This is a genomic window from Uniformispora flossi (assembly GCF_049534875.1).
Taxonomy (GTDB): domain Bacteria; phylum Actinomycetota; class Actinomycetes; order Streptomycetales; family Streptomycetaceae; genus Yinghuangia; species Yinghuangia aomiensis.
Genome location: NZ_JBMULZ010000018.1, coordinates 14,818 through 41,381, shown reverse-complemented (window position 1 = coordinate 41,381; position 26,564 = coordinate 14,818). Strand labels below are relative to the sequence as shown.

Annotated in this window: 16 protein-coding genes; 8 read left to right on the top strand and 8 right to left on the bottom strand. The window is 69.8% G+C overall.

All coding sequences use genetic code 11. From position 1 onward, the window contains the following. Window positions 1-208: 208 nt before the first annotated feature. Window positions 209-1,819, bottom strand: coding sequence for a phosphotransferase (locus ACPA54_RS30695; RefSeq protein WP_423534668.1), 1,611 nt, complete (start codon window positions 1,817-1,819; stop codon window positions 209-211). Window positions 1,820-2,220: 401 nt separating this feature from the next. Between ACPA54_RS30695 and ACPA54_RS30690 the strand changes: the two genes are divergently transcribed. From ACPA54_RS30690 to ACPA54_RS30675, 4 genes are all read left to right on the top strand, one after another. Next, on the top strand, window positions 2,221-3,252 hold the full coding sequence (locus tag ACPA54_RS30690; protein WP_423534667.1) for a helix-turn-helix domain-containing protein: 1,032 nt from the start codon (window positions 2,221-2,223) through the stop codon (window positions 3,250-3,252). A 415-nt stretch (window positions 3,253-3,667) separates the two neighbouring features. Next, window positions 3,668-6,520 carry an AAA family ATPase gene (locus ACPA54_RS30685; RefSeq protein WP_423534666.1) on the top strand — a complete coding sequence of 951 codons (2,853 nt, stop codon included), beginning with the start codon at window positions 3,668-3,670 and terminating at the stop codon, window positions 6,518-6,520. Window positions 6,521-6,667: 147 nt separating this feature from the next. Further along, window positions 6,668-7,102, top strand: a complete 435-nt coding sequence (locus ACPA54_RS30680) for a VOC family protein (RefSeq protein WP_423534665.1) — start codon at window positions 6,668-6,670, stop codon at window positions 7,100-7,102. Between the two features lie 19 nt (window positions 7,103-7,121). After that, window positions 7,122-8,141 carry an aldo/keto reductase gene (locus tag ACPA54_RS30675; protein WP_423534664.1) on the top strand — a complete coding sequence of 340 codons (1,020 nt, stop codon included), beginning with the start codon at window positions 7,122-7,124 and terminating at the stop codon, window positions 8,139-8,141. A 249-nt stretch (window positions 8,142-8,390) separates the two neighbouring features. Here the strand turns inward: ACPA54_RS30675 and ACPA54_RS30670 are convergent, their stop codons facing one another. Beyond that, on the bottom strand, window positions 8,391-8,762 hold the full coding sequence (locus ACPA54_RS30670) for a winged helix-turn-helix transcriptional regulator (RefSeq protein ID WP_423534663.1): 372 nt from the start codon (window positions 8,760-8,762) through the stop codon (window positions 8,391-8,393). A gap of 140 nt (window positions 8,763-8,902) precedes the next feature. On the opposite strand from ACPA54_RS30670, the gene ACPA54_RS30665 reads away from it, so the two are divergent. Continuing rightward, entirely contained in the window at window positions 8,903-9,748 is an 846-nt protein-coding gene (locus ACPA54_RS30665) for an NAD(P)H-binding protein (protein WP_423534662.1), read from the top strand. 247 nt (window positions 9,749-9,995) lie between these two features. Continuing rightward, the gene (locus ACPA54_RS30660; protein WP_423534661.1) at window positions 9,996-12,566 is read left to right on the top strand and encodes a hypothetical protein; all 2,571 of its coding nucleotides are present in this window, start codon (window positions 9,996-9,998) and stop codon (window positions 12,564-12,566) included. Window positions 12,567-13,571: 1,005 nt separating this feature from the next. Here ACPA54_RS30660 and ACPA54_RS30655 read toward each other — a convergent pair. The 3 genes from ACPA54_RS30655 to treY all read right to left on the bottom strand — a co-directional run bounded on the left by ACPA54_RS30655 (window position 13,572) and on the right by treY (window position 19,453). Then, window positions 13,572-14,879 (bottom strand): serine/threonine-protein kinase, encoded by a 1,308-nt coding sequence (locus ACPA54_RS30655; RefSeq protein WP_423534660.1) that lies wholly within the window; start codon window positions 14,877-14,879, stop codon window positions 13,572-13,574. 270 nt (window positions 14,880-15,149) lie between these two features. Then, complete coding sequence (gene treZ, locus ACPA54_RS30650; protein WP_423534659.1) at window positions 15,150-16,907, bottom strand: malto-oligosyltrehalose trehalohydrolase; 1,758 nt, start codon at window positions 16,905-16,907, stop codon at window positions 15,150-15,152. Window positions 16,908-17,014: 107 nt separating this feature from the next. Then, window positions 17,015-19,453: a malto-oligosyltrehalose synthase gene (gene treY / locus ACPA54_RS30645; RefSeq protein ID WP_423534658.1), complete on the bottom strand. Its 2,439-nt coding sequence runs from the start codon at window positions 19,451-19,453 to the stop codon at window positions 17,015-17,017. Between the two features lie 334 nt (window positions 19,454-19,787). On the opposite strand from treY, the gene ACPA54_RS30640 reads away from it, so the two are divergent. Continuing rightward, entirely contained in the window at window positions 19,788-20,918 is a 1,131-nt protein-coding gene (locus ACPA54_RS30640) for an Rv3169 family protein (protein ID WP_423534657.1), read from the top strand. Window positions 20,919-20,983: 65 nt separating this feature from the next. Here the strand turns inward: ACPA54_RS30640 and ACPA54_RS30635 are convergent, their stop codons facing one another. From ACPA54_RS30635 to ACPA54_RS30625, 3 genes are all read right to left on the bottom strand, one after another. Then, entirely contained in the window at window positions 20,984-21,877 is an 894-nt protein-coding gene (locus ACPA54_RS30635; RefSeq protein WP_423534656.1) for a DUF4189 domain-containing protein, read from the bottom strand. Between the two features lie 91 nt (window positions 21,878-21,968). Continuing rightward, complete coding sequence (gene glgX / locus ACPA54_RS30630; RefSeq protein ID WP_423534655.1) at window positions 21,969-24,095, bottom strand: glycogen debranching protein GlgX; 2,127 nt, start codon at window positions 24,093-24,095, stop codon at window positions 21,969-21,971. 130 nt (window positions 24,096-24,225) lie between these two features. Then, complete coding sequence (locus ACPA54_RS30625; RefSeq protein WP_423534654.1) at window positions 24,226-24,447, bottom strand: hypothetical protein; 222 nt, start codon at window positions 24,445-24,447, stop codon at window positions 24,226-24,228. Window positions 24,448-25,078: 631 nt separating this feature from the next. Here ACPA54_RS30625 and ACPA54_RS30620 point away from each other — a divergent pair. Beyond that, entirely contained in the window at window positions 25,079-26,563 is a 1,485-nt protein-coding gene (locus tag ACPA54_RS30620) for an SAV2148 family HEPN domain-containing protein (RefSeq protein WP_423534653.1), read from the top strand. Window position 26,564 lies beyond the last annotated feature (1 nt).

Genomic DNA, 26,564 nt, shown 5'->3' with positions numbered 1-26,564 from the left:
AACCGTGACATGGCGCGCCTGGCAGTGGAGCAACGTCGGCGTGTATGGGCGCGTGTCGACCGGCATGTGAACGACACCGGCCTCGTGTCAGGTCACGCCGCGCCGAGGACACTCTGTGTCAAGGTCGACGTCCGGCACGGCCACGACGATGGGCCCGGCGCTGTGCGGTTCGCTCGCGTCTCGGGCGTTCGACGATGGTCCGCGTCTGTCAGAGTTCCTTGGCGAAAGAGGCTTGCCTGTCGGGATCCACGCGCGCAGAGTGCCCCGTTCCGCTGGAACCGGTCACGTAGCGGCAGGTATCTCCCGTCGGCCGGAAGCCGGGGCCGAGTTCCGGTGCGGCAGGCTGCATCGTTGTAGCTGCGGTCGGGGTACGCCACAGATCTGGCAGCCCCGGCACCGTGGCCCATGATTCACACCCGGCGGAAGCAATATCGCCTACGCGGCCGAGGGCGTCCGCGGCCAGACGGTTCTGATGGGCCCGCCTCATGTGTGCGTCGTCCGGCCAAAGCACGTTCGTGGGGGCATCCTCGACACGGTCGATGCGTGCTACCGCCGACTGGACGCGGGCAAGCCGCTCACGAGCCGAGACGGTCCCCCTGGCCGCTACATCCCACATCGCCCGCGTCTGCGCGTGTCGGGAGGCGGCTGTGGCGAGTTCGACCGCCGCGAGGGCTGCGGCGAAACCGGCATCCCGGTCGTGTCGGCTGAAAGGTCCTGCGGGCGGACCCGGGTGACGGACGTTCCACGCGGCCATCGGGCTGTCCCGACGAGCCGCCACCTCGGCGCCCACCAGCTCGGCTTCGGGGATCGGCAGACCCACAACGTCCAGCAGCCGGGTCAACGAGTGCACGGCCGGCCCAGGCGGATAGCGGCCCTCACTGGCGCGCAAGATGTCGCAGACTGCCGAGCCGGCAAGATTGAGCAGGCTCTCCTGTGCCAAGTGTCCGCTTGGATTGCCGCCCGACCAGCCTGGAGTGGCGATGAACGCTTTTACGGCCGGGGCCGCTTCGGGATTGGCGGACACCCAGCGCTCGGCTGTGGCGCGCCAGATATCCGGGCTCGTCAGCAAGGGGTTACGCCCGGTGAGGTGGAGCATCCGCGCCAGGTCCACGACAGCGGCAGACTCCGGCGCCATACGTGTCACGGCGGCAAGGTCCCAGTCGATGACCGCGACGTGCCGCGCGGCGATGACCAGATTCTCGTATTTGCCGTCGAGGTGGACGATTCGTGGTGGACCATCTGTCGCCGTGGACGGCAACAATGGGCGAAGTAGCCGCCACAGCTGGTCGAACGCGGGTGCACCGTAGCGTTCGAGGGGGAGCCGACGATCCGCTTCTCCAAAAAGCCTCCGGAGGAGAGCTGTCCGGGCCTCCTCCCAGGTCGACGGGCCCTCGAAGACCAGCGGCCGCTGCTGACGTGCCGGGTCGCGCAGCTGGTCTATCGCCGACGTCTGGAGCGCTTCGAGTTCCGCGGTGTTCAGGTTCTGCAGATCCGCGCAGCACTCGGCAAAGCCGACATCGGCCATCGCGCGGTCGCCGGCGGGCCCGTCCGAGGCTGCCGAACCCATCCACGTCAGCTCTTGGTGGAGGCGTCCACCCTCGACCCACTCGTAGATGAGCGATGGCAGCCAGGCCATCTGACTCCGGCCCCGTACGGCGTCATACATTGCTCGAGGGGGCAGTACCGCCAGGTCGTACGGATCTGTGCCCACGCGCGCGACGCGGTTCACTGACCACCTTGTTCGTCCCATCGTGCCGTGATCGACGAGGTAGACATCGTTGTACCAGCCGTGCGCGTATGGCTCACCTTCCGCGGGCATGTGCGCTCCTCGACACCTTGAGATGGCAGATGCGCTTCTCGCTCGACACCGGGGCGACACGACCTGCCGCGGCTGGACTCCGTGGGTCGCGGGTGCCTCCGGTGCCTCCGCTGGCCACGATGCCGTCCCGCTCGACCAAGTACCATCGCGTCGGCCCAATACGTCAAACCTGTGCGGTCGGCAGGCCTGTGATGCTCCCCCCCGACCACGCCGGCTGCGTCTTCTTGTGGACCGTCGAACACCGCCGGCCACAACCGCAGCGGGCTCCAACCCTTCCGCGCAGGAGCACGTGCCCTTTCGATCCGGGTGCGACGCGTGGGCCTACGATTGCGCTCCCCCTGTTCGGATCGCCTAGGAAGTAGGTGTCCGCTGTGAGTCATTCCCCCTTGCCCCGACGCCACATGACCGGCGTTGACAACGCCCGCCGCGTCGAGCGCACCAGTCGTCACAAGCCGCTGTTGACACCCGGGCGTACGCCGCAGGTCGGTGGGCCGGCCCCCGACATAGACACGTGGCGTTCGATGTTGCGCGACTGCATCGTCGAACTGGATGCCGCCCCCTTCGATCGTGCCGTGGCTGCCCGCCCGGGCTACACCGGCTGGGCGTACCTGCTTGACCTGGGATCGATCAGCATCACCGACGTGGGCTCCGACCCTGCCCGCGTCGCTCGGACATCACGAGCCATCCGCCGCAGCAACGACGACTTCTACCACCTGTCGATCGCGCAGCACCCCTCCCGGTCGTGGCAGGCGGAGCATCACGCGAGGATGGCCACCGGCGACGCGGTGCTGCTCGACTGCACACAGCCGTTCTGGCTGGCAGCCGACAACTTTGCCCATCACGTGGTCGTGAGTGTGTCCCAATCGGATCTGACCCGCACGTTCCGCATGGAACGCGATCTGCTGGGCCGACGGATCAGTGCGCGGAACACCATGCTGCGGGTGCTCACGGCCGCGATCGGCGAGCTGGGCAAAGAGCCCGGGTCGCTTCCGTCCGGCTGGGAAACCGAGATCGGCCACACGGTGACCGAACTGATCGTGTCGACACTCCGCTTGGAAGAAACCGGACGCCCGGCTGACGCCGGTGCCGGGCTGGGGCACCGTGCGCAGCTCCTGCGGATGCAGGACTTTGTGCGCCGCCATATCGCCGAGCCGGACCTGTCGACACGGATGCTGGCCGGGGCCTTCGAGGTCTCACGGCGTTACGTCGAGGTGGTCTTCCACGACGCGGGCCTGAGTCCGTCCCGGTTCATCCGCGAGACCCGGTTGGAGCTGGCGGCGCGCGTTCTCGGCGACCCGAGGCAGAGCCACCGCTCGGTCGCGGCGATCGCCCGCTCGGTCGGCATCGAAAGCCCGACTGCGTTCGCCCGCACCTTCCGAGCTCGCTACGACCTAAGCCCGACCGACTTTCGCCACTCGGCCACCCAACTCTGACCCGCGCAGTGCCGTTTCCGCTCTGACGTTGCGGGACGCCTGAGGCTGCGATGCGCGAATCGGTAGGGGCGTATGCGCAGATGGATGCATCGCCGCCGACCGAAAAGGCCATCGTGCCGTGTGTATTGCCGGTGCCGTCCCGAGGTGCACCCTCGGTTTCGTGTCCTCGGCCTCGGCTCATTCGTCAGTCAGCGAACCGTGGGAACAGTCCCTTGCTGCCCGATTCCAGGGCCGGCCGAACGTCCGGTGGTGCTGCGCCGGCGCAGCCGCCCGGACCGAGGGCTACTCCCGGCTCAAGCCGACCACCGTCCCCGACGCCGGCGGGAATGTGCGGCCGGGGATCCTGCCGCTCCCCATCGCGTTCCGGCGGCGGAAGTCAGTAGATGCACGGAACAAATCTTTCGGGTGGTAGCGCATGGACCAAGACCTCAGCCAGACATCGACGGTACGTCCGGAAGCTCCCCTGGGCCGTGAAACGGAGGCCGCCTTCATCGGCGAGATTGTCGACGATGCCCGTCGAGGAGCGAGTCGCGCGGTGATCCTGCGAGGCCCTGAAGGGATCGGCAAATCCACCTTGCTGGACTGGGCTGTGGCCGCCGCCCGCGATCACCGCGCCGGCGCCCCGGCCCGGGTCGTCCGCGTCACGGGGGTGGAGAGCGAAGTCGAACTTCCCTACGCAGCACTGCACATATTGTTCGCCGGCATGGCTGACGAAGTCGACGCGTTGCCGCCGGAACAGGCCCGCGCACTCCGTGTCGCCCTCGGCCTCCCGAAGGAGGGACACGCTTCGACCGAGACGGCCGAAGACCGCCTTCTGGTTGGCTATGCCGTCCTCACTCTGATTTCGCGTATGGCCGACACGAGCCCCCTGCTCTGCGTCGTCGTCGACGACGCCGACTGGCTGGACGAGGAATCCGCCGCAGCCCTGCACTTCGCCGCGCGACACCTCGGTGCCGAAGGCGTTGTGATGCTGTTTGCGGTAGCGGACCGGGGGCGCCCATTCCTGGGTTCCGATCTGCCGGAGCTGACCATTCGCGGCCTGGCACGTGCCGCCGCCGCCGCTTTGACCGCACGCAGGATCCCCCGTTCGGACCCGACGACGCGCGATCGCGTAGTCGCAGCAGCCAGAGGCAACCCGCTCGCCCTGGTGGAGCTCTGCACGCTTGTGACGGACTCCGGCGAGCACGATCTCGCGGACGTCGACCTCATCCTGGCACCGGGTTCCGTCTCCGAGCGCATCGAGCTGGCGTTCGGCGGCCGCATCCGCAAGCTGCCCGACACCACCCGATCCCTCCTGCTGACCGCCGCGGCCGATGAAGTCGGAGACTTGGCCGTACTCGCGGATGCCGCCGCCGAGCTGGGACAGTCGCTGGCCGACCTCGAGCCCGCCGAACGTGCCGGGCTTGTCGACGTGAACGACGGAGTCGTCACCTTCAGGCACTCCTTGATCCGCCGCGCCGTCTACCGGAACGCGTCACTCGCCGACAGGCTCGCCGTCCACCAGGCGCTTGCGCACGCCCTGAACCGTGCCGGAGACGTGGACCGCGAGGCCTGGCACCTGGCAGCCGGTGCCCCCGGCCCCGACGAAGCCGTCGCCGAAGCCCTCGAAGCCGCCGCGGACCGGGCGCAGCAGCTCGGTGCCTACGCCACAAGTGCGACGGCGTACAAGCGCGCGGCCGACTTCACCCTCGACAACGGCGTGCGCGTCCGGCTTTTGACCTCCGCCGCAAGCGCCATGCTCGTCACCGGCCGTATCGACGAGGCCGAGGACCTTGCGGCGCGCGTCACGGCACTTTCTTCCGACGTCCCGGTGTCCGCGGGAGTGGCCGTCGTGCGCTCGCACATCGAGTCGGTACGCACGTCGGACGCAATCGCTTGCCACACCCTGCTGAACGCCGCGGCACCGCTGGTACACACCCATCCGGCCGTGGCGGCGGATTTGATGGCCCGAGTCCACCGGGCGATGGTCTTCGCACCCGACCCGGTGATCGTCACGGCGGCCGAGCCGTTGTCGCAGGCGCTCACCGCGGCCCTCGGGCCGAGGGCAGCCAGGCGACTCACGATCGGCGGGCAGGCCGCGCGCTTGGCCTTGGGCGACATGGACGCCCTCAGGCCGCTCGTCCGTGCCTTGACGGACAAAACTCGGTCCTTGGCCGGATCGGATTCCCTCATGGACGAACTCGGCGACGTCATGCTGCTCCTCATCGTGTCCGAGACCCGTCCGGCCCTGACCCGGGCCGTGCAGTTGCTGGAGCAGTGCCGCCGGGGCGGCATGTCCGGTCTGCTGCCCGAGGCCCTGCACCGGGTGGCACTGGGCCGATTCGGTCTCGGAGCCCTGCGCCGGTCCAAAGCGGATGCCGTCGAGGGTCTCGCCGTCGCCGAAGCCATCGGAAGCGACCTGGGCGCCATCAGGAACCGAGGAGTCCTGGCCCTGCACGCGGCCCTCGCCGGCGACGAGCAGGAATGCCGCAGCCTCGCCGAACTGTGCGCGGCATCCGCCAGTGAACGCGACGAGCCCGCGTTCAGCGTCCTGGCCATGTGCCTGCTCGACATCGGCCTGGGCCGCTACGACTCCGTGCTGTCCCACGTCGGCGTCCGGACACGTCAGTTCCACAGTCTTCTCTATCTCCAGCTCGCCCCCGACGGCATCGAAGCCGCCATGCGTACCCGTCGCCCGGAAATTGCCGCCGAGCATCTCGCGCGCTACCTGCCCTGGGCCGAAGGCCTCGCGCACAACCCCGCCGTCGCGGCTGTCGCCCACCGCTGCCGGGCGCTCACTGCGAACGACGACGAAGCCGGGGCCCTGTGGACCGCCGCGCTCGCCTTCCACACCAAGGACGAACGCCCGTTCGACCATGCTCGGACCCTGCTGCTCTACGGCGAGTGGCTGCGCCGAATGCGGCGAAGGGTCGAGGCCCGCGCCGTCCTGAACGCGGCGCTGCACCGCTTCGAACAGCTTGGTGCTTACCCGTGGGTCGACCGGACCCGCGACGGACTCAACGCGTGCGGTGTCACCTCGTCGAATGCCGGCCCCCGCAACGACGCCATGGGCAGGCTGACACGACAGGAAGCGAAGGTCGCGCGCCTGGCTGCCGACGGGCTCGCCGACCGCGACATCGCGGCGCGACTGTTCCTCAGCCCACGGACGGTGTCGTACCACGTCTCGAACGTGTACCGAAAGCTCCGCGTCTCGTCACGTGTGGCGCTGGCAGAGGTACTTCGCAAAGAACACTCTGGGCAGCCGGGAAGCGGAGCAATCGCCCCATAGAGCCCTCCGTCACGAATCCTCCGTCGAGGACGGATGATCCCGGACAGGTCGATAACCGATGGCTATCGCACCAGTTCTTGGACGGCGGGAGCCGCCGCGGCAAGGATCAGAGTTGGAAAATCCGCAATCGAATCCATGGAGTCCTCTGTGCCTACGCTTGCTCCGCATATCGTCGTGCGCGACCTGGTCCGCGCCGTGCAGTGGTACGTCGACGTGCTCGGCGCTCACGAGGTCAGCCGGGTCCCACTGCCCGGCGACAAGGTGCTCACCGTCGAACTGGCCTTCGGCGACACGTCCGTGCACCTCTCCGACGAATTCCCCGACATGGGCATCGTCTCGCCGCTGACGCTCGGCGGCACCTACGGTGCACTGCAACTGACCACCGACGACGTCGATGCCCTCTTCGAACGCGCCGTCGACGCGGGCGCCGAGGTCTTCCACCCGGTCGCCGACATGTTCTGGGGCGACCGGCAAGGCCAGATCATCGATCCGTTCGGCCACCGCTGGAACCTCTCGCAGCACCTGCGCGACGTGCCGTCCGAGGAAATCGCGGCGGAAGCCGCCAAGGTATTCGGTGCCTGAGACCAAGGAGTCGTGAACGATGCGTTATCGGCTGTTCGGCAATACCGGCCTGCGGGTCTCGGAGCTGTTCCTCGGCGCCATGACGTTCGGCGACCACGACGGCGTCGGGGCGTCCGCGGAGGAATGCGGGCGGATGCTCGACGCCTACGAGGAGGTCGGCGGCAACGTCGTCGACACGGCAGTGAACTACCGTGGCGGCGCCAGCGAAACCATCCTCGGGCAGCTCCTGAAGGGCCGCCGCGACCGATTCGTGCTGGCCACCAAGTACACCCTGACCCGCGACGGCGCGGACCCGAACGCGGCCGGCAACCACCGCAAGAACCTGCGGCTTTCTCTGGAGACGAGCCTCCGGCGGCTCGGCACCGACTACATCGACATCTACTGGGTGCACATCTGGGACCGCCACACACCCCTGCACGAAACCATGCGCGCGTTGGACGACGCGGTCCGCGCCGGCAAGGTGCTGTACGTCGGCATCTCCGACACGCCCGCGTGGGTCGTCGCGCGCGCCAACGCGCTCGCCGAGTGGCGCGGGTGGGCGCCGTTCGCCGGCCTGCAAGTGCCCTACAACCTGCTCAACCGCGACATCGAGCGGGAACTGCTCCCGATGGCCGAGCACTGCGGCATGAGCATCGCCGCCTGGGGGCCGCTCGCCAGTGGCGTGCTGTCCGGCAAGTTCACCGGCCGCGGCAGTCTGCCGGCCGCCACCCGCGTCGACCCGGCAGCGGTCAGCGAGCGCGACCACACCGCCGCCCGCGCCGTGCAGGCCGCCGCCGACGAACTGGGCGCGACACCCTCGCAGGTGGCCATCGCCTGGACCCGCGCCCGCTCGCGCGCCGTGCATCCAATCGTCGGCGCTCGCACCGTAGAACAGCTCAAGGACAACCTGGGCGCCGCCGAACTCGTCCTCCCCGACGACACCGTGGCCCGGCTTTCCGCCGCCGTTGACTTCTCCCTCGGGTTCCCCCACGACTTCATCACCTCCACCAAGCCGTGGGTCTACGGCGAAGCCGACAGCAGAGTCGACGGACGCGCCTGATCGGCACGACCGGATCCCCCGCGTCGTGGTGACGTACACCGTGGCGGGCGATCTTCCGGCGGCGTGGGTAGCCTGAAGTTCTCCACGAACACGCGTTCGTTGCCCGCGCGGTCCCGGAACATGAGCCGGGTGAGCGCTTGTCCGGACCGGCGGTGGGCGTAGACCTCGCCGCCGGCGGTCGGGAAGCTCGGCTGACGACGCTCGAACTCCCCGAGCCACACGATGATTTGGGTGCCTCGCTCGAGGCGATTACCTCGCGTCGTGGGCTGGCGCGGCGTTGTCGTAGTGGCGCCTGGCCTGTTCCACGTGCCCAAGGTTGGTGTTGGCCCATACGGCGAGGTGGGCGAAGAGAGGGCCGAGGCTGCGGCCGAGTTCGCTGATCTCGTACTCGACTCGCGGCGGGACCTCTGGGTGGTACGTGCGTACGACCAGACCGTCGCGCTCGAGTTGGCGCAGGCGCTGGGTGAGCACCTTCGGGGTGATGGTCTCGATGCGCCGCTCCAGTTCCACAAACCGCTGTCGGCCGAAGGTGTGGAGCGACCAAAGGATCGGTGTTGTCCACTTGCTGAACACCATGTCCACCAGCGGGGAAATCGGGCAGGCCAGCTCGGGATTTGTCATCACGTCGGCGGATGGCGGCCAGATGCTCTCGCTGCCCACAGGTACCTCCAGGGTACTCACTTTCCTCTAGGTACCTACTATACCGACGCTGTTAGCTTCGGCGTTGTCGCGAACACAGCTGAAGAACACGGGAGTTAGCCATGATCGTGGTGACCGGAGCGACTGGGAACGTCGGCCGCCCCCTGGTGCAGGCTCTGGCCGATTCGGGAGCGCAAGTGACGGCGGTGTCGCGAGGACTGGCGCCAGTCGATCTGCCCAGCGGAACCAGGCACGTACAGGCAGATCTGACATCTCCGGAGACCTTGCGGTCCCCCTTCGAGGAAGCCGACGCCCTGTTTCTGCACGACGGCGGCGCGGGCGGCCACGGCCTCGATCCTCGGGCAATCCTGGAGATCGCCAAGGACGTGGGAATCAAGCGGGTGGTCATGCTCTCCTCCCAGGGCGTGACAACCAGGCCGGATTCGCTCTCACACGGAGGCGTCATGAGGGCAATCGAAGACGCGGTCCGCCAATCCGGCCTGACCTGGACGATACTTCGGTCCGGTGGTTTGGCCTCCAATACATTTGCGTGGGCCGAGTCCATCCGTACCGACCGAACCGTCGCGGCACCGTTCGGCGACGTCGGGATCCCTGTCATCGATCCGGCGGACATCGCGGAGGTCGCGGCCGTAGCCCTGCGCAAGGATGAACACGCCGGTTACGTCTACGAATTGAACGGCCCTGTGGTCATCACGCCCCGGCAGCAGGCGGAGTCGCTCGGCACGGCTCTCGGCGAGCCGGTGCGGTTTGTGGAGCTGACTCGGTCCGAAGCACATGCCCGGATGGCGACGTTCATGCCGGAGGCCGTGGTGCAGACAACGCTCGACGTGCTGGGCGAACCCAACGCCGCCGAGCTGCGGTTGAGCCCTGATGTCGAGCGGGTCCTCGGCCGAGCACCCCGCCCGTTCGCAGAGTGGGCACGCCGGAACATCGCAGCCTTCCGGTAGTCGACGGCACGATCGCTTGCGGCTTGCCGTCTCCGCCCTCCGGGCATGCCAAACCGTCCTCCGTCCAACTCGTCACAGACGACGTGAACGGCGACCACCGCCGCCCCCATGCGGCCGACCGGACGAACTCGGATCGGAAGAACGCCTCTGGTGCGGGTACACGATGGACGTACGAAGCCGCGGGAGCGCGCAATAGGTACAGCACGGTGCGGGACACAGTCGGACGGCGCCATGATCGTGCGAGGAGTTGTCCGATCCCGCCCATCGAAGGTGCGTAATGGTGTTCCCCGGTTGGTCCGCTCTGCTCGCCTCGGTCAAAGATCCGAGCGGTTCGGTTGCCGCGCCGCTCGATCCGGAACTCCGCTATCCGAACCCGTGGTTGGCGCTGAAAGCGCCCAACAACCCGTACACCGAGCAGAAGAAGGAGCAGGCCGCACGGTTTCTGTCTTGGATGGAGCCGCACATCGGCCGGGACACCCGGACGATCGCACGGATGCGTGAGTTCGAGCGTCGGCAGCCGAGCTTCCAGACCAGCGGCGGCGAGGTCTACACCCACCGCCTGGCCGGTTCCCCGCACACCCGACTCATGTTCCGGGACAGGGACGGCAACGAACGTGTGCTCGTGGAGACCTTCACGCCGAGCATGGAGTACCCCTTCGTTTATCCGAACGGGTTCTGGGTCTCACCTGATGCACGGCACGTCATCTACTCCGATGCCGATCCGGTGCACGAAGGCGCCGCGGCCCTGCACATGATCCGCACTGACACCGGCGAGCATGTCGGCCCACCGCTTTCGGACGCAATGTACCCATCGGGCAGCTGGGCCGACGACCGGCGCTTCGTGTACGCGTTGTGTTCGCCGGGCAAGGAGCTTCCTTGGCAGACTCACTGGAGCCTGCACATCCGAACCCTGGCCGCGGATGGCAGCTTCAAAGACGAACCACTGCAGGGTTTCGACCGTGCGCCCGACGGTTCGCGTTACGACTTCGTTCAAGGACCGGTCCCTGGGACGGTCACCGTCTTGTCGTACAGCCATATCATCAATACCGCACAGAGTGTCGACGTGGTCGACCTGGACAAACGCGGGCGCGGCTTCCGAATCCAGGCCGAGGCCGAGCGGGTCCTCGCCCGGGTGCGGCCGGGCCCGCAGCAACCGGACGGCAGCCGACGGATGTTCGTCCTACGGCTGGACCGCCGTTCGTTTGGCGCAGGGCGCATCGTGGTGGTGGATCCGCCGTCCAAGCCTGGCGGGCGTCCCCGCCGGCGGCAGATCGTCGCGGGACGACGGGGGGACGTGATCCGGGAATTCGAGGTGGTCGACCGGGGTCCCGGTCGGCCGCCCGCCTTGGCCCTGTCGATTCGCCGCCACGGTGGCGAGGTCCGGGTGGACATAGTCGAACTGGAGAAGGCCGGACGGCTGCGGGGCGGCCTCAAGGCCGGACGCCGGTGGACGCCTACACTCCCCGGCGCTGAGCCGATCACGAGCCGTCGGCGTCGGGACAAGGTCAAGGGGTGGTACGGCAACATCGCCTCCATGACGGCCACGCGCGGGAACGGCCACGGCGGCGTGGACATCGAGTACACCGCTCGCGAGTCGAAGCCGCACCGGCTGCTCCGGCTGGACACCATCGACCACCGGGCTACCCCGAGGACCGTGGCCGGCCCTTCCGCCGCCGAGGCACGCGCCGCCGGGGTACCCGACATCGACGTCACCTTCCATCGGCCGCGCGTGGGCCTGTTCCGCCGTACCGCTCTGCATGTGGCGTGGCCTCGGGTAGTACCCGACAACGGTCCGGTGCCCGAGTTCTACACGGCCTACCCGTACTACTTCCTGGGCGGACCCAACCGGGAGTTCACGCCGTTCGCCGCGACGATCGAGGCCAAGGGCGTCGCCTGGGTGACTCACACCGTGTACGGCAGCGGCGGGAGCGGCTTCCACGAGACGACCGGCGAACGGTCTCGCGCCCGACGGCGGGAGCTCCGCGAAATGCGGACCGCGCTGCGCTACCTCGACAAGGTGCCCGGCCTGGCCGGCTCGCACCGGCGCACCGGCTTCTTCCAATCCGCGGGCGGGATGATCGGGCTCGACGCCTACCGATATTCCGCCGACCGGTTCCGCAACCTGTTCTTCAACCGCCCGCTCACCTCCACGGTGACCACCGCCCGCTCCTCCCAGCCCGTGCACATGAGAACCGACGTGGCACGCGACCGCCGCGCCAGTTACGCACAGTCGGGCGGCATCCGGGAAGCCGTCCGCAGGCCCCCGGAGAATGTGGTCTTCACTCTTGGAAGCTCCGACCCACGGACTCCGGACCATCTGGTTCGCATGACCGCCGCCGCGTTCGACGAAGCCCGTTCCCGGTACTTCGGCGACAAGGCGAAGCAGCCCGGTGGCCTCTTCGTCATCGAGCAGCAAAACAGCGGACACTTCCCCGGAGGCAACGAACAGGCCGTGATCGCGTCGGTCTCAGGCTTTCTCGCCGGGCGCCACCGACGGCCCCGGCCGGAGACCAATGCCGTGCGCATCCCGGTCATTCCCGGGGTCGTCCAGGTCGCCAACGTTTCCCTGCCGCTCTCTCCTTCGGCCACCGCGGCGTTCCCTGCACCGGGGTTCGGAAGCCCTCTGGCGGCCGCCGTCGCGACAACGCACCGGGGGTTTCTGCCCATCGAACAGTCGGCCCGCGGCCGACATCTCCTCCCACGCATCGCCGACCCCCACGGCGACCGTCAAGCCGACCGCGACGTCACCGCACGCGTCGCGGAGGTGGAACGCCTCGTCCCACAACTTTCCCGCACCTGGGCCAAGCAGCGCGGATGACGTGCCGGACGTCGGCCGGCAAGGCTTGTCGGGATCGCACCGTCGCCCGCACCTGGTCGGCACAGGTAACGCAGCAATCGACGCAGCCGACCGCTGGTCCCTGCTCTGACGTCTGTACGCCCCTGGGCGGTCCTGGTACGCGCGGGCGCGCATGTCATGTGGCCGCCAGCCCCTCAATGCGTGGCGCAGCTTTCCCCGCGACGGTGGGGTCTCCCGGCTCTGTGTCCTCCGGCTTTGCGGGCCGGGACAAAGTCGAAGTGACTCGTCGACGGCGTGGTTGTCGCCGAGCGTGCGGACCGGCCAGGCTGCCTGTGCTTTACGCCTTCGTGCCGGATGGCCCCGGGCCGGTCGGCGCTACGGCCGTTGTGGCGCGTGTACGTGCCGGTCTCCCCGTCGAAAGTCAGCTCCGCCTGCCAGGGAACGTGGCTGCGGTTGCTGCAGATCAGCAGTTCCATGGAGAAGCCGTTCGTGCAGAGCACCTTGACGCCTGACATGGTCGCCGCGCCGTCAGGCGCGATGTCCACGAAGTCGCGCTCCACCGGGACAAGGACGAACCTGCGTGTGCTTTGGCGGCGTTGGCCAGTCGAGTCGGTTGGTCGGGTACGGCGGCCGCCTTCCCGGTCCGGGAGCACCGCCGCCACCGTGGCGGCCAAGCGGCTGCAGCCCCGGGATTCTCGTTCAGCAACAGGCTGAACCTCACCCCCGACGGCCCGGTTGAAGCAAGGCCCGCTAGGCACGCAATGGCTCGGCTCAAAGACGACACGGCTTTTGTCAGCCTGCTGCGCCACGCGGTGGAGGCCGCTTCGGGCGACGAGGGCTGGGCCCGCCGCGCAAAGATCGGCACATCATCACCAAGCAGCGCTCCGATTTCGACGCGCGGACCTACGGCCACACCAAACTGAGCGGAGCCACCGATCAGGCCGGCGAGACGGTCGGTACCGAAGTCGAACCATGGTTCGCCCACTGTTCGCTTTCGTGCCCTGCCAGCCGCGCTTTGATTCCTCGTCAGGGGGCGAGCCCATCGCCAGGTCCGTGCGGGCGATGTCGCGAGGGGGCGCGGTACGCCGACTGCTCCCGGACCGGCGAAGCCCCCGAACCGGCCGCGCTGCCGGCGCGCACAGCGGAGCCCGCCCTTGAGCCGGTCCTGTCCAGGCCCGTTGCCGCGGCGGACATGAACCGCGTCGATGCCGACCGCGTCTGTGCATCGCGATCGTGAGGTGCTGCTTCGACAGCCGGAGGGGCCGAATGCGGACTTGCCGACCGCTCGTGTTCCGTCGCGCGGCTCATTTGACCTGCGACGCCGACGAGCCGGTGCGGGGCTTTCTCGGCAATGGCCAACATCCGGTCGCGTACTTCGACGGCGGTGCCGGGACGGTCCCGGGGGTTCTTGGCGGTCATGCCTGCGACAAGCTCGTCCAGCTCTGCCGGAACACCGGGCGCAACACTCGACAGCCGAGGGACGCTCCCCTTCGCCGACGCCCGCAGCGCCTTCCGCTCGGATCCCATGCCGTGGACGCGCTGACCGGCCACCATTTCGTGCACGATCATGCCCAGGCCGTACACGTCGTCCCGCTCGGAGTATTCGGGACGTCGCAGAAGCGCGGTCAGGGCACCGCGCCGGATCTGCGCCTTGTCGGGGGGAATGTACCGGTCGTCGCCTGCGACGATGCCGGTCACGCCGAGCCCGTGTTCCTTTGACTCGGCTATGCCGAAGTCCGCCAGCTTGGCCCGCCCGTCCCTGGCCAGGAGGACGTTGTCGGGCTTGAGATCGCGGTGCAGGACGCCGGCCGCGTGCACCTGCGCGAGCGTGTCCGCGAGGTTCGCGGCCAGGGCAGCGGCGTCGTCCACGTGCAGTGCGCCGCCGTAGTCGATGCGGTGGCCGAGGGTGAAGCCGTCGATGAACTCCATTGATATGTACGGTGTTCCCTCAGTGTCTCGGCCGGGGCCGGCGTCGAGGACGCGGACGACCCCCGGTCCGGCCGCCAACACGGTGAGCCTCGCTTCGTCATGAAACGCCTGGAGCTCGACCGGGGTCAGATCGTCGCCGGGCACCTTGACCGCGACTTCACGCCCGAGAAACTCGTCGAAGCAGTGCCAAACGACCGCCATACCGCCCCGCCCGATCGGATCCCCCAGCAGGTAGCGGTCGGGTGGTAGGTCCGGGAATTGCTGCTCCACCGTGGTCCTTTGACGCACTCGGATCGTCTGTGCCGTCATCCTAGGCCCGAGCTCGGAGCCCCTCCCGAGGACGGAAGCGCAAGAAGCCCTCTGCATGCGGCCACGGGACAAGGCGGCGGCATCGGCGACACGCACCCAGGGCTTGTGGAGGTGTCGGCGAGCAGCCCGGTTGACCATCCGCTTGGTGGGAATCGTTGTCGTGCACCGTGCTATTGCCTTGATCCGCAACCCGATCGGCCACGTGAGCGTGCCGGACCCTGGAGCAGTTGGCTGCGTTCAGTCGGCTGGCGCGGTGGATCGACGACGCCATGTTGACCGCGGCGCAGGCCGCGTACCCGCGTATCGAGTGGTCGGCGTCGAGTCCCGTCGGCCGGCCTTGCGCTGGCGGGCCGCGGCTTGGCGCCGTCAGGTGAGCAGCCGTGCCACCGCCGTCGACCGTGGGGCCAGGGTCAGGGTGGTGCCCGCCAGGCCGCGGTCGATGGTGGTGGGCTCCCAGGAGGCGAGGACTTCGGCGTTGGCGGTGCCCATGGGGAGGGTGGCGGGTTCGTCGGCGAGATTGAGGGCGGTGCGGAAGGGGCCGCGGTGGAGCATGAGCCAGCCGGCTGCTTCGTCGTAGGTGACGTGGACGGCGGCCAGGTGGGGGTCGGTGAGTTCGGGGTGGGTGCGGCGCAGGCGGATGAGGGTGCGGTACCAGGTGAGGAGGGCGGCGTGGGGGGCGCGGAGGGGTTCCGACCAGTCGAGGCGGGAGGCGCGGACGGTGTCGGGGGACTGGGGGTCGGGGATGTCGCGCTCGGCCCAGCCGTGGGCGGCGAACTCGGCACGGCGGCCCCGGCGTACCGCGTCGGCGAGGGCCGGGTCGGTGTGGTCGGTGAAGTACTGCCACGGGGTTGAGGCGCCCCATTCCTCGCCCATGAACAGCATGGGGGTGAAGGGGGACGTGAGGACGAGGGCGGCTGCGCCGGCGAGGAGGCCGGGGGGCAGGAGCGCGGAGATGCGGTCGCCGGTGGCGCGGTTGCCCACCTGGTCGTGGTCCTGGAGGTAGGCCAGGAAGCGGTGGCCGGGCATGCGGGACGTGTCGACCGGACGGCCGTGGTGGCGGCCGCGGAACGAGGACCAGCGGCCGTCGTGCAGCCATACCCGGGTGAGGGTTTTGGCGAGGGTGGACATGGAGCCGAAGTCGACGTAGTAGCCCTGGCGTTCGCCGGTGAGAAGGGCGTGCAGGGCGTGGTGGAAGTCGTCGCTCCATTGGGCGTGGATGCCCAGGCCGCCGCTTTCGCGCGGGGTGACGACGTGCGGGTCGTTGAGGTCGGACTCGGCGATCGTGAAGAGGGGTTTGCCGAGGGCGGTGCCGAGGCGGTCGACGGCGTCGGAGAGTTCTTCGAGGAACGGGACGGCTCGGCGGTCTTCGAGTTCGTGGACGGCGTCGAGCCGCAGGCCGTCGAGGTGGAAGTCGCGGAGCCAGGCGAGGGCGCTGTCGACGAGGAACGCGCGCACTTCGTCGGAGCCGGGGCCGTCGAGGTTGACGGCGCTGCCCCAGGGAGTGTGGTAGCGGTCGGTGAAGTACGGGCCGTACCGCGGCAGGTAGTTGCCGGACGGGCCGAGGTGGTTGTGGACGACGTCGAGGATCACCGCGAGGCCGCGGGCGTGGCAGGCGTCGACCAGGCGCTTGAGGCCGTCGGGGCCGCCATACGGTTCGTGCGCCGCCCACAGGCACACGCCGTCGTAGCCCCAGCCGTGGCGGCCGGGGAAGGCAGCCACCGGGAGGAGTTCGACGTGGGTCGCGCCGAGGTCGACGAGGTGGTCGAGGCGGCGGATGGCGGCGTCGAACGTGCCGTCGTCGGTGAAGGTGCCGATGTGGAGTTCGTAGATGACGCCGCCGGGCAGCGGGCGGCCGCGCCAGGCGGTGTCGGTCCACGTGAAGGTGTCGTGGTCGTAGACGCGGGACGGGCCGTCGGGGCCGGTGGGCTGCCACGCGGACCGCGGGTCGGGGAGCGGGGGGCCGCCGTCGAGGGAGAAGGCGTAGTCGTCGCCGTGGTGCAGGGATTCGAGGTCGAGGTGCCACCAGCCGGGGCGGCCGCCGGGGTGGAGGGCGCGGGTGGGGGCGCCGGGGGAGACGACGTCGACGGTGGCGGCGGCGGGGGCCCAGACGGACAGGTGGGTCATGGGGTCCTCTCCGGTGGTTCGGCGGAAGGTGGGGGTGGGTGGTGTGATGACCGGTGCGGCTCCGGGGGGCCCACCCCCCACCCCCTACCCACACCGCCCGGCTGTTGTCAGCGTGGGTGCCCGTCCTCCAGCAACGCCACCGGCAGCCGTTCGAAGACCTCACCCACCAAGGCGTCCGCTCGCACCTGCCGCCCCGTCAGCAGGTCCGTCCACACCCCGCCCCCGGGCAGGTCGAGCTGTGTGTCGCCCCAGCCGCCGCGGGCGGCCAGCCGCACCGGCAGGCGTGTCGCCAACGCGACCGTGTGGCCGCGCCGCATGCCGAGCAGGTGCTCCGCGGCTGAGCCGTGCGCGTACACGCCCGCGTAGGGGGCGCCGGCGCCGTCGGCGAGCCCGGCTCCGCCGCCCGGCCCGGCTCCGGTCCGAAGCCCGGTCTCACCTCCGACACCATCCCTGACCCCCACCCCGAACTCCCCGGGCTTCCCCCGCCTCCACCGCAGCACCGCCGACGTCACCAGCGTCTTCTCCCCGTCCAACCCCGTCGGCCGACCGCCCGCGTCCACGTCCGCCAACCGTGCCGCCGCCGCCGCGAAGTCGACCGGCCCCCGGTTGTCCGGGTCCACGAGCGTCCGCAGCACTCCTTCGCCGCCCTGGTACACATCGGGCACTCCGGGCATCGCCAGGTGCACCATTGTGCAGCCCAACGAGACGGTCCGCGCCGGGATTTCCAGCTGTTCGACGAAGGATCCGACCGCTTCGAACAGCTCCCGGTCGGCCAGCACGGCGCGCACAAAATCCTCGGTTGCCTGCTCATACGCGGTGTCCGGACGCGTCCACGACGTCGACCGGTCCGCCTCGCGCATCGCCTTCCGCAGGTAAGAGACCACTCGATCAGGGGAGATCGGCCAGGCCCCCACGAGGGTCTGCCACAGCAGGTACGTGTCGTACCGGTCGGGCCCGCTGCCCTCGCGATGCCGCTGCGCCGCCTTGTCCCAAGCCCGCAGCGCCGCCGCCCACACGTCCGGCATCTCCGCCAGCACCGCCAGCACCGCCCGTACGTCCTGGCTGCGCTTGGTGTCGTGCGTCGACAGCGTCGTCATCGTGTGCGGCCATGCCTCGGCCAGGTCGCGGCAGTACGCATGGAAGTCGGCGGGCGCGAGCCCCACCTCGTCCGGCTCGCCGCCCACCTCGTTCAGCGAACTCAGCACGTACCACCGGTAGAACGCCCGGTCCTCCACACCCTTCGCCGCCACCGCCGCCGCCACCTGCGCGAACCGCACCGCGAACTCGGCGTCGTGCCCCAGCGCCGCGTCCGCGATGCGCCGCGCGGTGGCCGCGAGCCGGCCCGGCACCCCCGTCAGCGCCGCCCCCAGCAACCGCACCGCGTCGGCCGGTGCTGGCTCGCCCGCGACCACGTACGGCCGGTACTCCGGTACCGACGCCAGCAGTTCCCGCAGCGCGTCGCCCCGGTCCGGCGCGGTGACGCCCGCCCGGTCCAGCACCCTTTCCAGCCGTGCCACCTCGGCCGCGAGCCCGCCCGCCAGCACCTCGGTCTTGCCCGCCCGCGCCACCGGCTCGAAACCCGGCTCGGCGGCGCCCGTGAACTCGTGGTGGAGCGCCCTGAGCGGCTCCGCGGAAGACGGGTCGACGAACACACCGTCGATGCGCCGCAGCGTGTCGTACCCGGTGGTGCCCGCGCAGTCCCAATCGCCGGGGAGGCGTTCGTCGCCGGTGAGGATCTTCTCCACGACGATCCACGTGTCGTGCGGCGTCGCGGCGCGCAGGCGGCGCAGGTACTCGCGGGGGTCGGCGAGGCCGTCGGGGTGGTCGATGCGGAGGCCCTGGACGAGGCCTTCGCGGACGAGCCGCAGGATCACGGCGTGGGTCGCTGCGAAAACCGCCTCGTCTTCCTGGCGCAGCGCGATCAGCGAGGACACGGTGAAGAACCGGCGGTAGTTGCCGCGCAGGTCGCCTTCGTGCCAGTCGGCCAGGCGGTAGTGCTGGGCCTCGACGGCGTCCCGGAGCGGCAGGTCGGCGGTGCCGTGCCGGAGGGGGAAGGTGTGGTCGAAGTAGCGGAGCATGCCGTCGCGGACGGTCAGGTCGGGGAGGGCGTCGTCGAGGGGCGCGCCGAGGACGGGCAGCAGGAGCCGTCCGCCGCCCGCGTCCCAGTCGATGTCGAACCAGCCCGCGTACGGCGAGGCGGGTCCTTCCGCGAGGACCGACCACAGCTGCCGGTTGAGCGACTCCGGCACCGGCATCGCCATGTGGTTGGGGACGATGTCGACGACGATCCCGAGCCCGGCGCCGGCGGCCTCCGCGGCGAGCGTCCGGAAGCCGGTTTCGCCGCCGAGTTCGGGGGAGACGAGGCTGTGGTCGATGACGTCGTAGCCGTGGCCGGACCCGGGGACGGCGCGCAGGATCGGCGACAGGTACAGGTGGCTCACACCGAGCGATGCCAGGTACGGCACGGCGTCCGCCGCCTCGGCGAATCCGAATCCGGGTTGCAGCTGCAGACGGTACGTGCCGGTGGGGACCACGGGTGGCGTCATGCCGAACGAGTGCCCACCCGCGCCGGAAGGCACGCCCCGTTACGCCATACGGCTGACGATGGCCGGGGCCAACGGCGGTGTTGACGCCGTCTTCCGGGAGAAGCGGCAATACTCCGCGCGCCCGCCGCGGGGTTCCGAGCCGGCCCCGCGAGCGCCGAAGCCCCGCCTGCCCCTGGCAATCTTTATTGCTCCGGTCAACAATCTCCACCCGCAGGGCCGAGCCCGCCCTGCACACATCAGAGGCATCCAGAGCCACACAAGAGCCACAGCAGAGCCACACCAGAGCCCCGCCGCAGACACACCACAGCTCAGGGCCGAAAACCGGAGGCGCACCGTGCTCACCAGTTTCGACGACTACCCCGTCCACCAGATTCCGCTGCCGGTCGCCGTTCCGGCGGCGAGCGACCGCAACGCGTACGGGCGGTACTGGTTCGGTGCGGCGCACCAGGACGGCCGGTTCATCGTCGAGGCCGCGTTCGGCCGCTACCCGAACCTCGGTGTGGCGGACGCGCACCTGTCGGTGTCGCGCGGCAACGTGCAGGACGCGTTCCACGTGTCGGGCAGCGTTCCCGCGGATCCGGCGGTGACCGCGGTCGGGCCGTTCACGCTGCGCGTGGCCGATCCGATGCGGCGGCTGCACCTCACCCTCGCGGACAACGCCACGGGCATCACCGCCGATCTCGAATGGCGGGCCCGGGTCGGCGCGTTCGAAGAGGACCACACGGTCATGCACGACGGGGTCGGCCGGGTGATCGTCGACATGGCCCGCTTCCTGCAGTTCGGCACGTGGGCGGGCACCGTCACGGTGGACGGGGAGACGCTGGAGCTGCGCCACGACGAGGTGGTCGGGGTACGCGACCGCTCCTGGGGTGTCCGCCCGGTCGGTGCGCAGCCCGCCGGCAAGCCGGCCGCGCAGATCCCGAACGCGTGGTTGTGGGCGCCGATCCATTTCGCGGGCGAATGCCGGACGCTCGGCTACTTCCAGAAACCCGGCGGCCAGATCTGGCGCGGCGACGGTTTCGTGCTGCCGGTCGTGGAGCCGGTGCCGCGGATCACCGGGCACGACGACCCGGGTGTGCTGCGGGTGGAGCCGTTGGGCGACCGCCTGGAGTTCGCGCCCGGCACGCGGCGGGTCACGCGCGCCGAGTTCGACGTGCGGCTGCCGGACGGCACGGTGTCCACGCTGGAGCTGGAGCCGCTGCGGCACATCATGATGAAGGGCTTGGGCTACACGTCCCCGGAATGGGCGCACGGGCACTGGAAGGGCGAGGGCGTGGTCGGCCGCGAGACGTGGAAGCTCGACGAGACCGACCCGCGCGACCCCACCGCGCAGCACGTTCACCACGTGGTGAAGGCGCGCGTGGGGGACCGCGAGGGGGTCGGCTTCCTGGAGCAGATCGTCTTCGGCCCGCACACCCAGTACGGCTTCCGCGACATCCTCGACGGTGCCCCCGAACCCGGCTAGGCCGCGTCCCGCGGGTCGCCGGTCCGGTGGACGGTTCGCGAGAGCGCGTCAGTCCAGGGCGTGGCTCAGGACGTGTACCGCGTCGTGCACACGACGGCGATCCAGCGTCCGCCACCCGCATTGGATATGGCGTCGTTCTGGGCCTCGGCCTCGCTGTCGCCTTTTCCGCCCCAGTACCGGTTGGCGTTGGAGTTGTAGGCGACGGCGCCGCAGCTGTTCACGAACGTCACGAGGACCTTGCAGTTCCCGGGACAGTTGTTCAGCGCGGCGGTCTGGGCGGCACTCGCGGTCGGGTAGTCCCACGCCCTCCCGTTGGCGCCGTTGCTCGCCACGGCGATGGCGCCGTAGTGGTCCGGGGGCCGAGTCGGTGCGGGCGGCGAGGCCCGCCGCGTTGCCGGGACGGGATCGTCGGTTTCCGGGTCGTAACCGGAACTGCCGGAACTGCCGGAACTGGAGGAACTGCCGGAACCCGAGCTGCCCGAACTGGAACTCCCCGAAGTCGAGCTTCCGGAACTGGAGCTCCCGGAACTGGAACTACCCGAACTGGAGCTTCCGGATCCGGAACTACCGGAACTGGAGCTCCCGGAACTGGAAGTACCCGACAACCCCCCGGAGGTTTGTGCCGTCGATGCGTCCGTCGGCTTCAGACAGAGGACGTACTCGCTGTCCCCGATCTGGTACAGCACATACAGGTCGGTATACCTGTCCTTGTAGATATCGCACTTGTCCGTGTCGGACGTGTTCGTGAACTTCTGGATGACGAGGTAGTTCGCCGACGCGTCCGTGCAGGCGACCTTCTTCGCGCTGTTCGCGTTGAAGCCGCTCACGTGGACGCAGTCGCCGGCAGTCGCCCTCGCCGGGTTGTCGGCGCTGCACGCGGTTGCCGCGACGAGCACCGGAGCGGCTGCCAGGCTCGCCAAGCGCAGCCGCCCTTTGTTGGTCCTGCTTGCCTTATCCATCGCCTCACCCCGAATTCGGCACGGATTGAGTGCGTAGGGTAAAGGCCCGGATACACGGGTGGGAAGGGCGGCCGCCGGGCCCCGGCGAGGGCTACTCCTGTGGACGCCGCAGGATCACCATGGCCCGCGCCGGGACCGGCCACGGGTCGCCCGCGCTCACCACGGGCCTGTCCTTGTCGTCGCGGGTGGCGCCGGCCGCGTCGGCCGTCTCCGCGAGGACGGTCCACGATGCGCCGTGGTTGAGCGGGATGCGGAACTCCAGGTCCCGGTGCGAGGCGTTGAACAGCAGCAGGAACGAGTCGTCGGAGATGGCCTGGCCGCGTGGGTCGGGTTCGCTGATGGCCTGGCCGTTGAGGAACACGGCGAGGGACTTCGCGGTCGCTTCGCGCCAGTCCGCGTCCGTCATCTCATCACCCGCAGGGGTGAACCATGCGATGTCGGTGAGGTCGTCGTGCGTGCCCTGGACGGGGCGGCCGTGGAAGAAGCGGCGGCGGCGGAACACCGGGTGGTCGTGCCGCAGGCGCGTGAGCATCTTGGTGAACGCCAGCAGGTCGCCGTCCGGCTCTCCCTTGTCCGGCCAGCGCACCCACGCGAGTTCGTTGTCCTGGCAGTAGGCGTTGTTGTTGCCGTCCTGCGAGCGGCCGAACTCGTCGCCGTGGGCGATCATCGGCACGCCTTGCGACAGCAGCAGGGTCGCCATCATGTTGCGCTGCTGGCGGGCGCGCAGCGCGAGGATCCCCGGGTCTTCGGTGTCGCCTTCGGCGCCGCAGTTCCACGAGCGGTTGTAGCTTTCGCCGTCGCGGTTGTCTTCGCCGTTGGCCTCGTTGTGCTTGTCGTTGTACGAGACCAGGTCGCGCATCGTGAAGCCGTCGTGGCAGGTCACGAAGTTGATGGAGGCGATGGGGCGGCGCCCGTCGTCCTGGTAGAGGTCGGACGAGCCGGTCAGCCGGGAGGCGAGTTCGGCGAGGGTGCGTTCCTCGCCGCGCCAGAAGTCGCGCACCGTGTCGCGGTACTTGCCGTTCCATTCGGTCCACAGCGGCGGGAAGTTCCCGATCTGGTAGCCGCCTTCGCCGAGGTCCCAAGGCTCGGCGATGAGCTTGACCTGCGATACGACCGGGTCCTGCTGCACGACGTCGAAGAACGACGACAGGCGGTCCACCTCGTGGAACTGCCGGGCGAGCGTGGCGGCCAGGTCGAAGCGGAACCCGTCGACGTGCATGTCGGTCACCCAGTACCGCAGCGAGTCCATGATCAGCTGGAGCACGTGCGGGCTGCGCATCAGCAGCGAGTTCCCGGTGCCGGTGGTGTCGAGGTAGTACCGCTTGTCGTCGGCGAGCCGGTAGTACGACTGGTTGTCCAGGCCGCGGAACGACAGTGTCGGGCCGAGGTGGTTGCCCTCGGCGGTGTGGTTGTAGACCACGTCGAGGATGACCTCGATGCCCGCCGCGTGCAGGTTCTTCACCATCGACCGGAACTCCTGCACCTGCTGCCCGCGCTCCCCGGTCGAGGAGTACGCGTTGTGCGGGGCGAAGAAGCCGATCGTGTTGTAGCCCCAGTAGTTGCGCATGCCGAGACGGGTGAGCCGGTGGTCGTGCACGAACTGGTGCACGGGCATCAGTTCGATCGCGGTCACGCCCAGGTCGAGAAGGTGTTCGATGACCAGGGGGTGGCCGATCGCGGCATAGGTGCCGCGGATCTCCTCGGGCAGGCCGGGGTGCAGCTGGGTGAGGCCCTTGACGTGCGCCTCGTAGATGACGGTGTCGTGGTACTCGATGCGCGGCGGCCGGTCGTTGCCCCAGTCGAAGTAGGGGTTCACCACGACGGACGTCATCATGTACGGCCCGGAGTCGGCCTCGTTGGGCAGGTCCGGGTGGTCGAACGAGTAGCTGTACACCGCCTCGTGCCAGCGGACCTCGCCGGAGACCGCCTTCGCGTACGGGTCGAGCAGGAACTTGTTCGGATTGCAGCGGTTCCCCGCCGCCGGGTCGAACGGACCCTGCACGCGGTAGCCGTACCGCTGCCCGGGCTGGATCCCGGGCAGGTAGGCGTGCCGTACGAAAGCGTCGGTCTCGCGCAGCTCGACCGTGGTCTCGCCGCCGTCCTCGTCGACCAGGCACAGCCACACACGCTGCGCGGCCTCGGAGAACACCGCGAAGTTCGTGCCGGCGCCGTCGTACGTGGCACCGAGCGGGTAGGGACGTCCGGGCCAGACCTGCATGCGGAACCTGTCGTCTCGGTACGGGTTGCTCGCGGGTGCGAGCTGCGGGCACCTGCCATCCTCGCAAACCCGGCGCCGGGGAAGCGCGCGACGGCGCGCCCCTTCCCCCGGATGGGTGGCGGATCCGGCCTCAGATCCAGTCGAGCAGCTCTGCCGCGAGCGCTTCCTGCGGGCACGGGCCCGCCGCGCCGCAGCTGCACGAGGACGCGCCTGCGGCGCGGCGGTGGCCGTCGAAGATCGCCGCGACGACGTGCCGGTAGCGGTCGAAGTCGGCGTCCGGGCCGGCGGCGGCCGGAAGGGTGTCGGCGCCCGCGGCGGGCGCGGGGGCGGTGGTGGTGTGCGTGGCCATCATGGCGACCTCCTGGTGCCACGGATTTCGCGGGGACTTCGCGGGATTTTCCGCTCCGTCTTCTCGCTGGTACCGACGACGTGGGGACCGTCCGCGGTTTCCCGCGGACGCCACTCCGGCGCAGGTCGAGGGAGCACCCTCACGAGATCGGCACGACACCGTGGACGACTGGCAATGGTTGACCAGAGAGTGCATCACCCCTCGTGGCGAAGTGCCGTCAAAACGCCGTAACGCGCAGCGAATTCCCCCGACGGCGCGTATCCGGCCCCGCAGGCGTGCATCGGCGACGCCGGTAGGCGGGTCCGGGGCGGGCCGCGGCACGGCGGTCCGGCTTTGCCGGACCCGCGCCGCCGGACCGGGGCCGCCCGACCCGGACTGCCGTAACTGCGCGTACCGTTGACGCGCGTATACGGCGGGTCGGCATACCCGGCTGAAGTACGCTCGACCGGTCCCGGGTGATCGCCGCAGCGTGGCCGCGAAGCCGGCGCCGCCGGGTGATGCCGCGGTGCCGCCTGCCGCTCACGGGCGCCGCGCGGCGGAACCGCGGGCATGCGTACGAACGCGCTGCGGAACGCCGTTGCGCACGGGAACCCGCGCGAACTTGCGTGAACCAGAGGATGGGATTGGGGACTCGATGACCGACCTGGGCCCGAACGCGCCCACGCCGGAGCCCGACGACCTGCCGGACCCCGACGCCGACGCGGCGCGGTCGGACGCGGAAGCCGCCTCCGACGCGGACCGCCCGGCGGACGGCGGCCCCGCGGCCGACCTGGACGACCCGACCGCACCGGACGAGCCCGCACCGGCCCGCCGCGCCGCCCCGCTGCCCGACACCGGGCCGCCCGACGACGATCCCGACGACCGGCCCCCGTACGGCGGCACCTCCCGCCTCCCGCTGCCCGCCCCGCGCGCCGCCGCCGACGACGGGTACGTGCCGCTCCTCGACGGCAGCGGCCCACCGCCCCCGCTCGGCCCCGGCCCGCTCGTGCCGGAGCCCGCCGAACCGGGCGACCTGTCGTGGGCCGAGGACGACTGGGCCGACGCGCTGCTGCGTGCCCGCCGCGCCGGACGCGCGTACGTCTACCTCAACCTCGTCGAGCAGCGCCTGCGCTCGGTCGTCCGCGAAGTCCTGCTGCCCGTCTACGGCACCGTCGAACAAGCCGCCCAGGACGACGGCGCCTGGGTCGTCGCCGCGGCCGGCCCGACGCAGAGCGAATGGGTCGAACGCGCGGAAGCCGTCAGGGAGATGAGTCGCCGCCGCGGCTACATCGTGGACCCCGCCGACGACGACCTCGTCGCGTTCCTGACCCTGCCGCAGCTGCGAGAACTCCTGGTCCGCAACTGGTGGTGCTTCGCGCCCTACCTCCCGGACCGGCGCACCCTCGAACGCGCCCTGGAGGAAGTCGAGATCGGCCGCCACATCGTGGCCCGCAACCGCGTCCTGTCACCCGACGTACTGCGCCAAGTCGAACGCGCCTGCACCAACGTCCTCGCCGAACTCGACGGCCGCCTCGGCCGGCACGCCGGCGAACGCCTCGCCTTGGACGCCGTCGAGGAACTGTTCGCGGGACGCTACGCCGACCTGGTCGGCGTCTTCCCCGACCGCAGCGCCCTGCAACGGCAGCTCCCGGTCGCCGAACTCGTCGGCGAGGCCGTCGACATCGACGCGATGGGCGTGTCGCTCAACCTGCTGTGCCAGAACTACTCCGGCCGCGACCTGTACCGGCTCGCCGCCGCCGGCTGCCGGATGCGGCTGCTCTTCCTCAACCCGGCCGGCGACGCGATGAAGCAGCGGGAGAAGGACGAGGGCGTCAAGCGCGGCATACTGTCGCGCCTGACCACCCTCAACATCCTGCACGCCCGCAAGATCCGGCAGAAGCTCGCCGAACCCGGGCGCATCGAGATCCGCGTCTACGACGAGACCCCCCGGTTCAACGCCTACCTGGTCGACGGCGACGTGGCCGTCGTCCAGCCCTATCTGCGGCGGGCCCGCGGCGTCGAGTCGCCATCGTTCGTGCTGCGCGCCGAAGGCGGCGCGTCCGATCCGCGGCGGGGCCTGTTCACGTTGTTCCAGGAGGAGTTCGAGCAACTGTGGGCGGACGGCAAGCGCACCGCTTGAC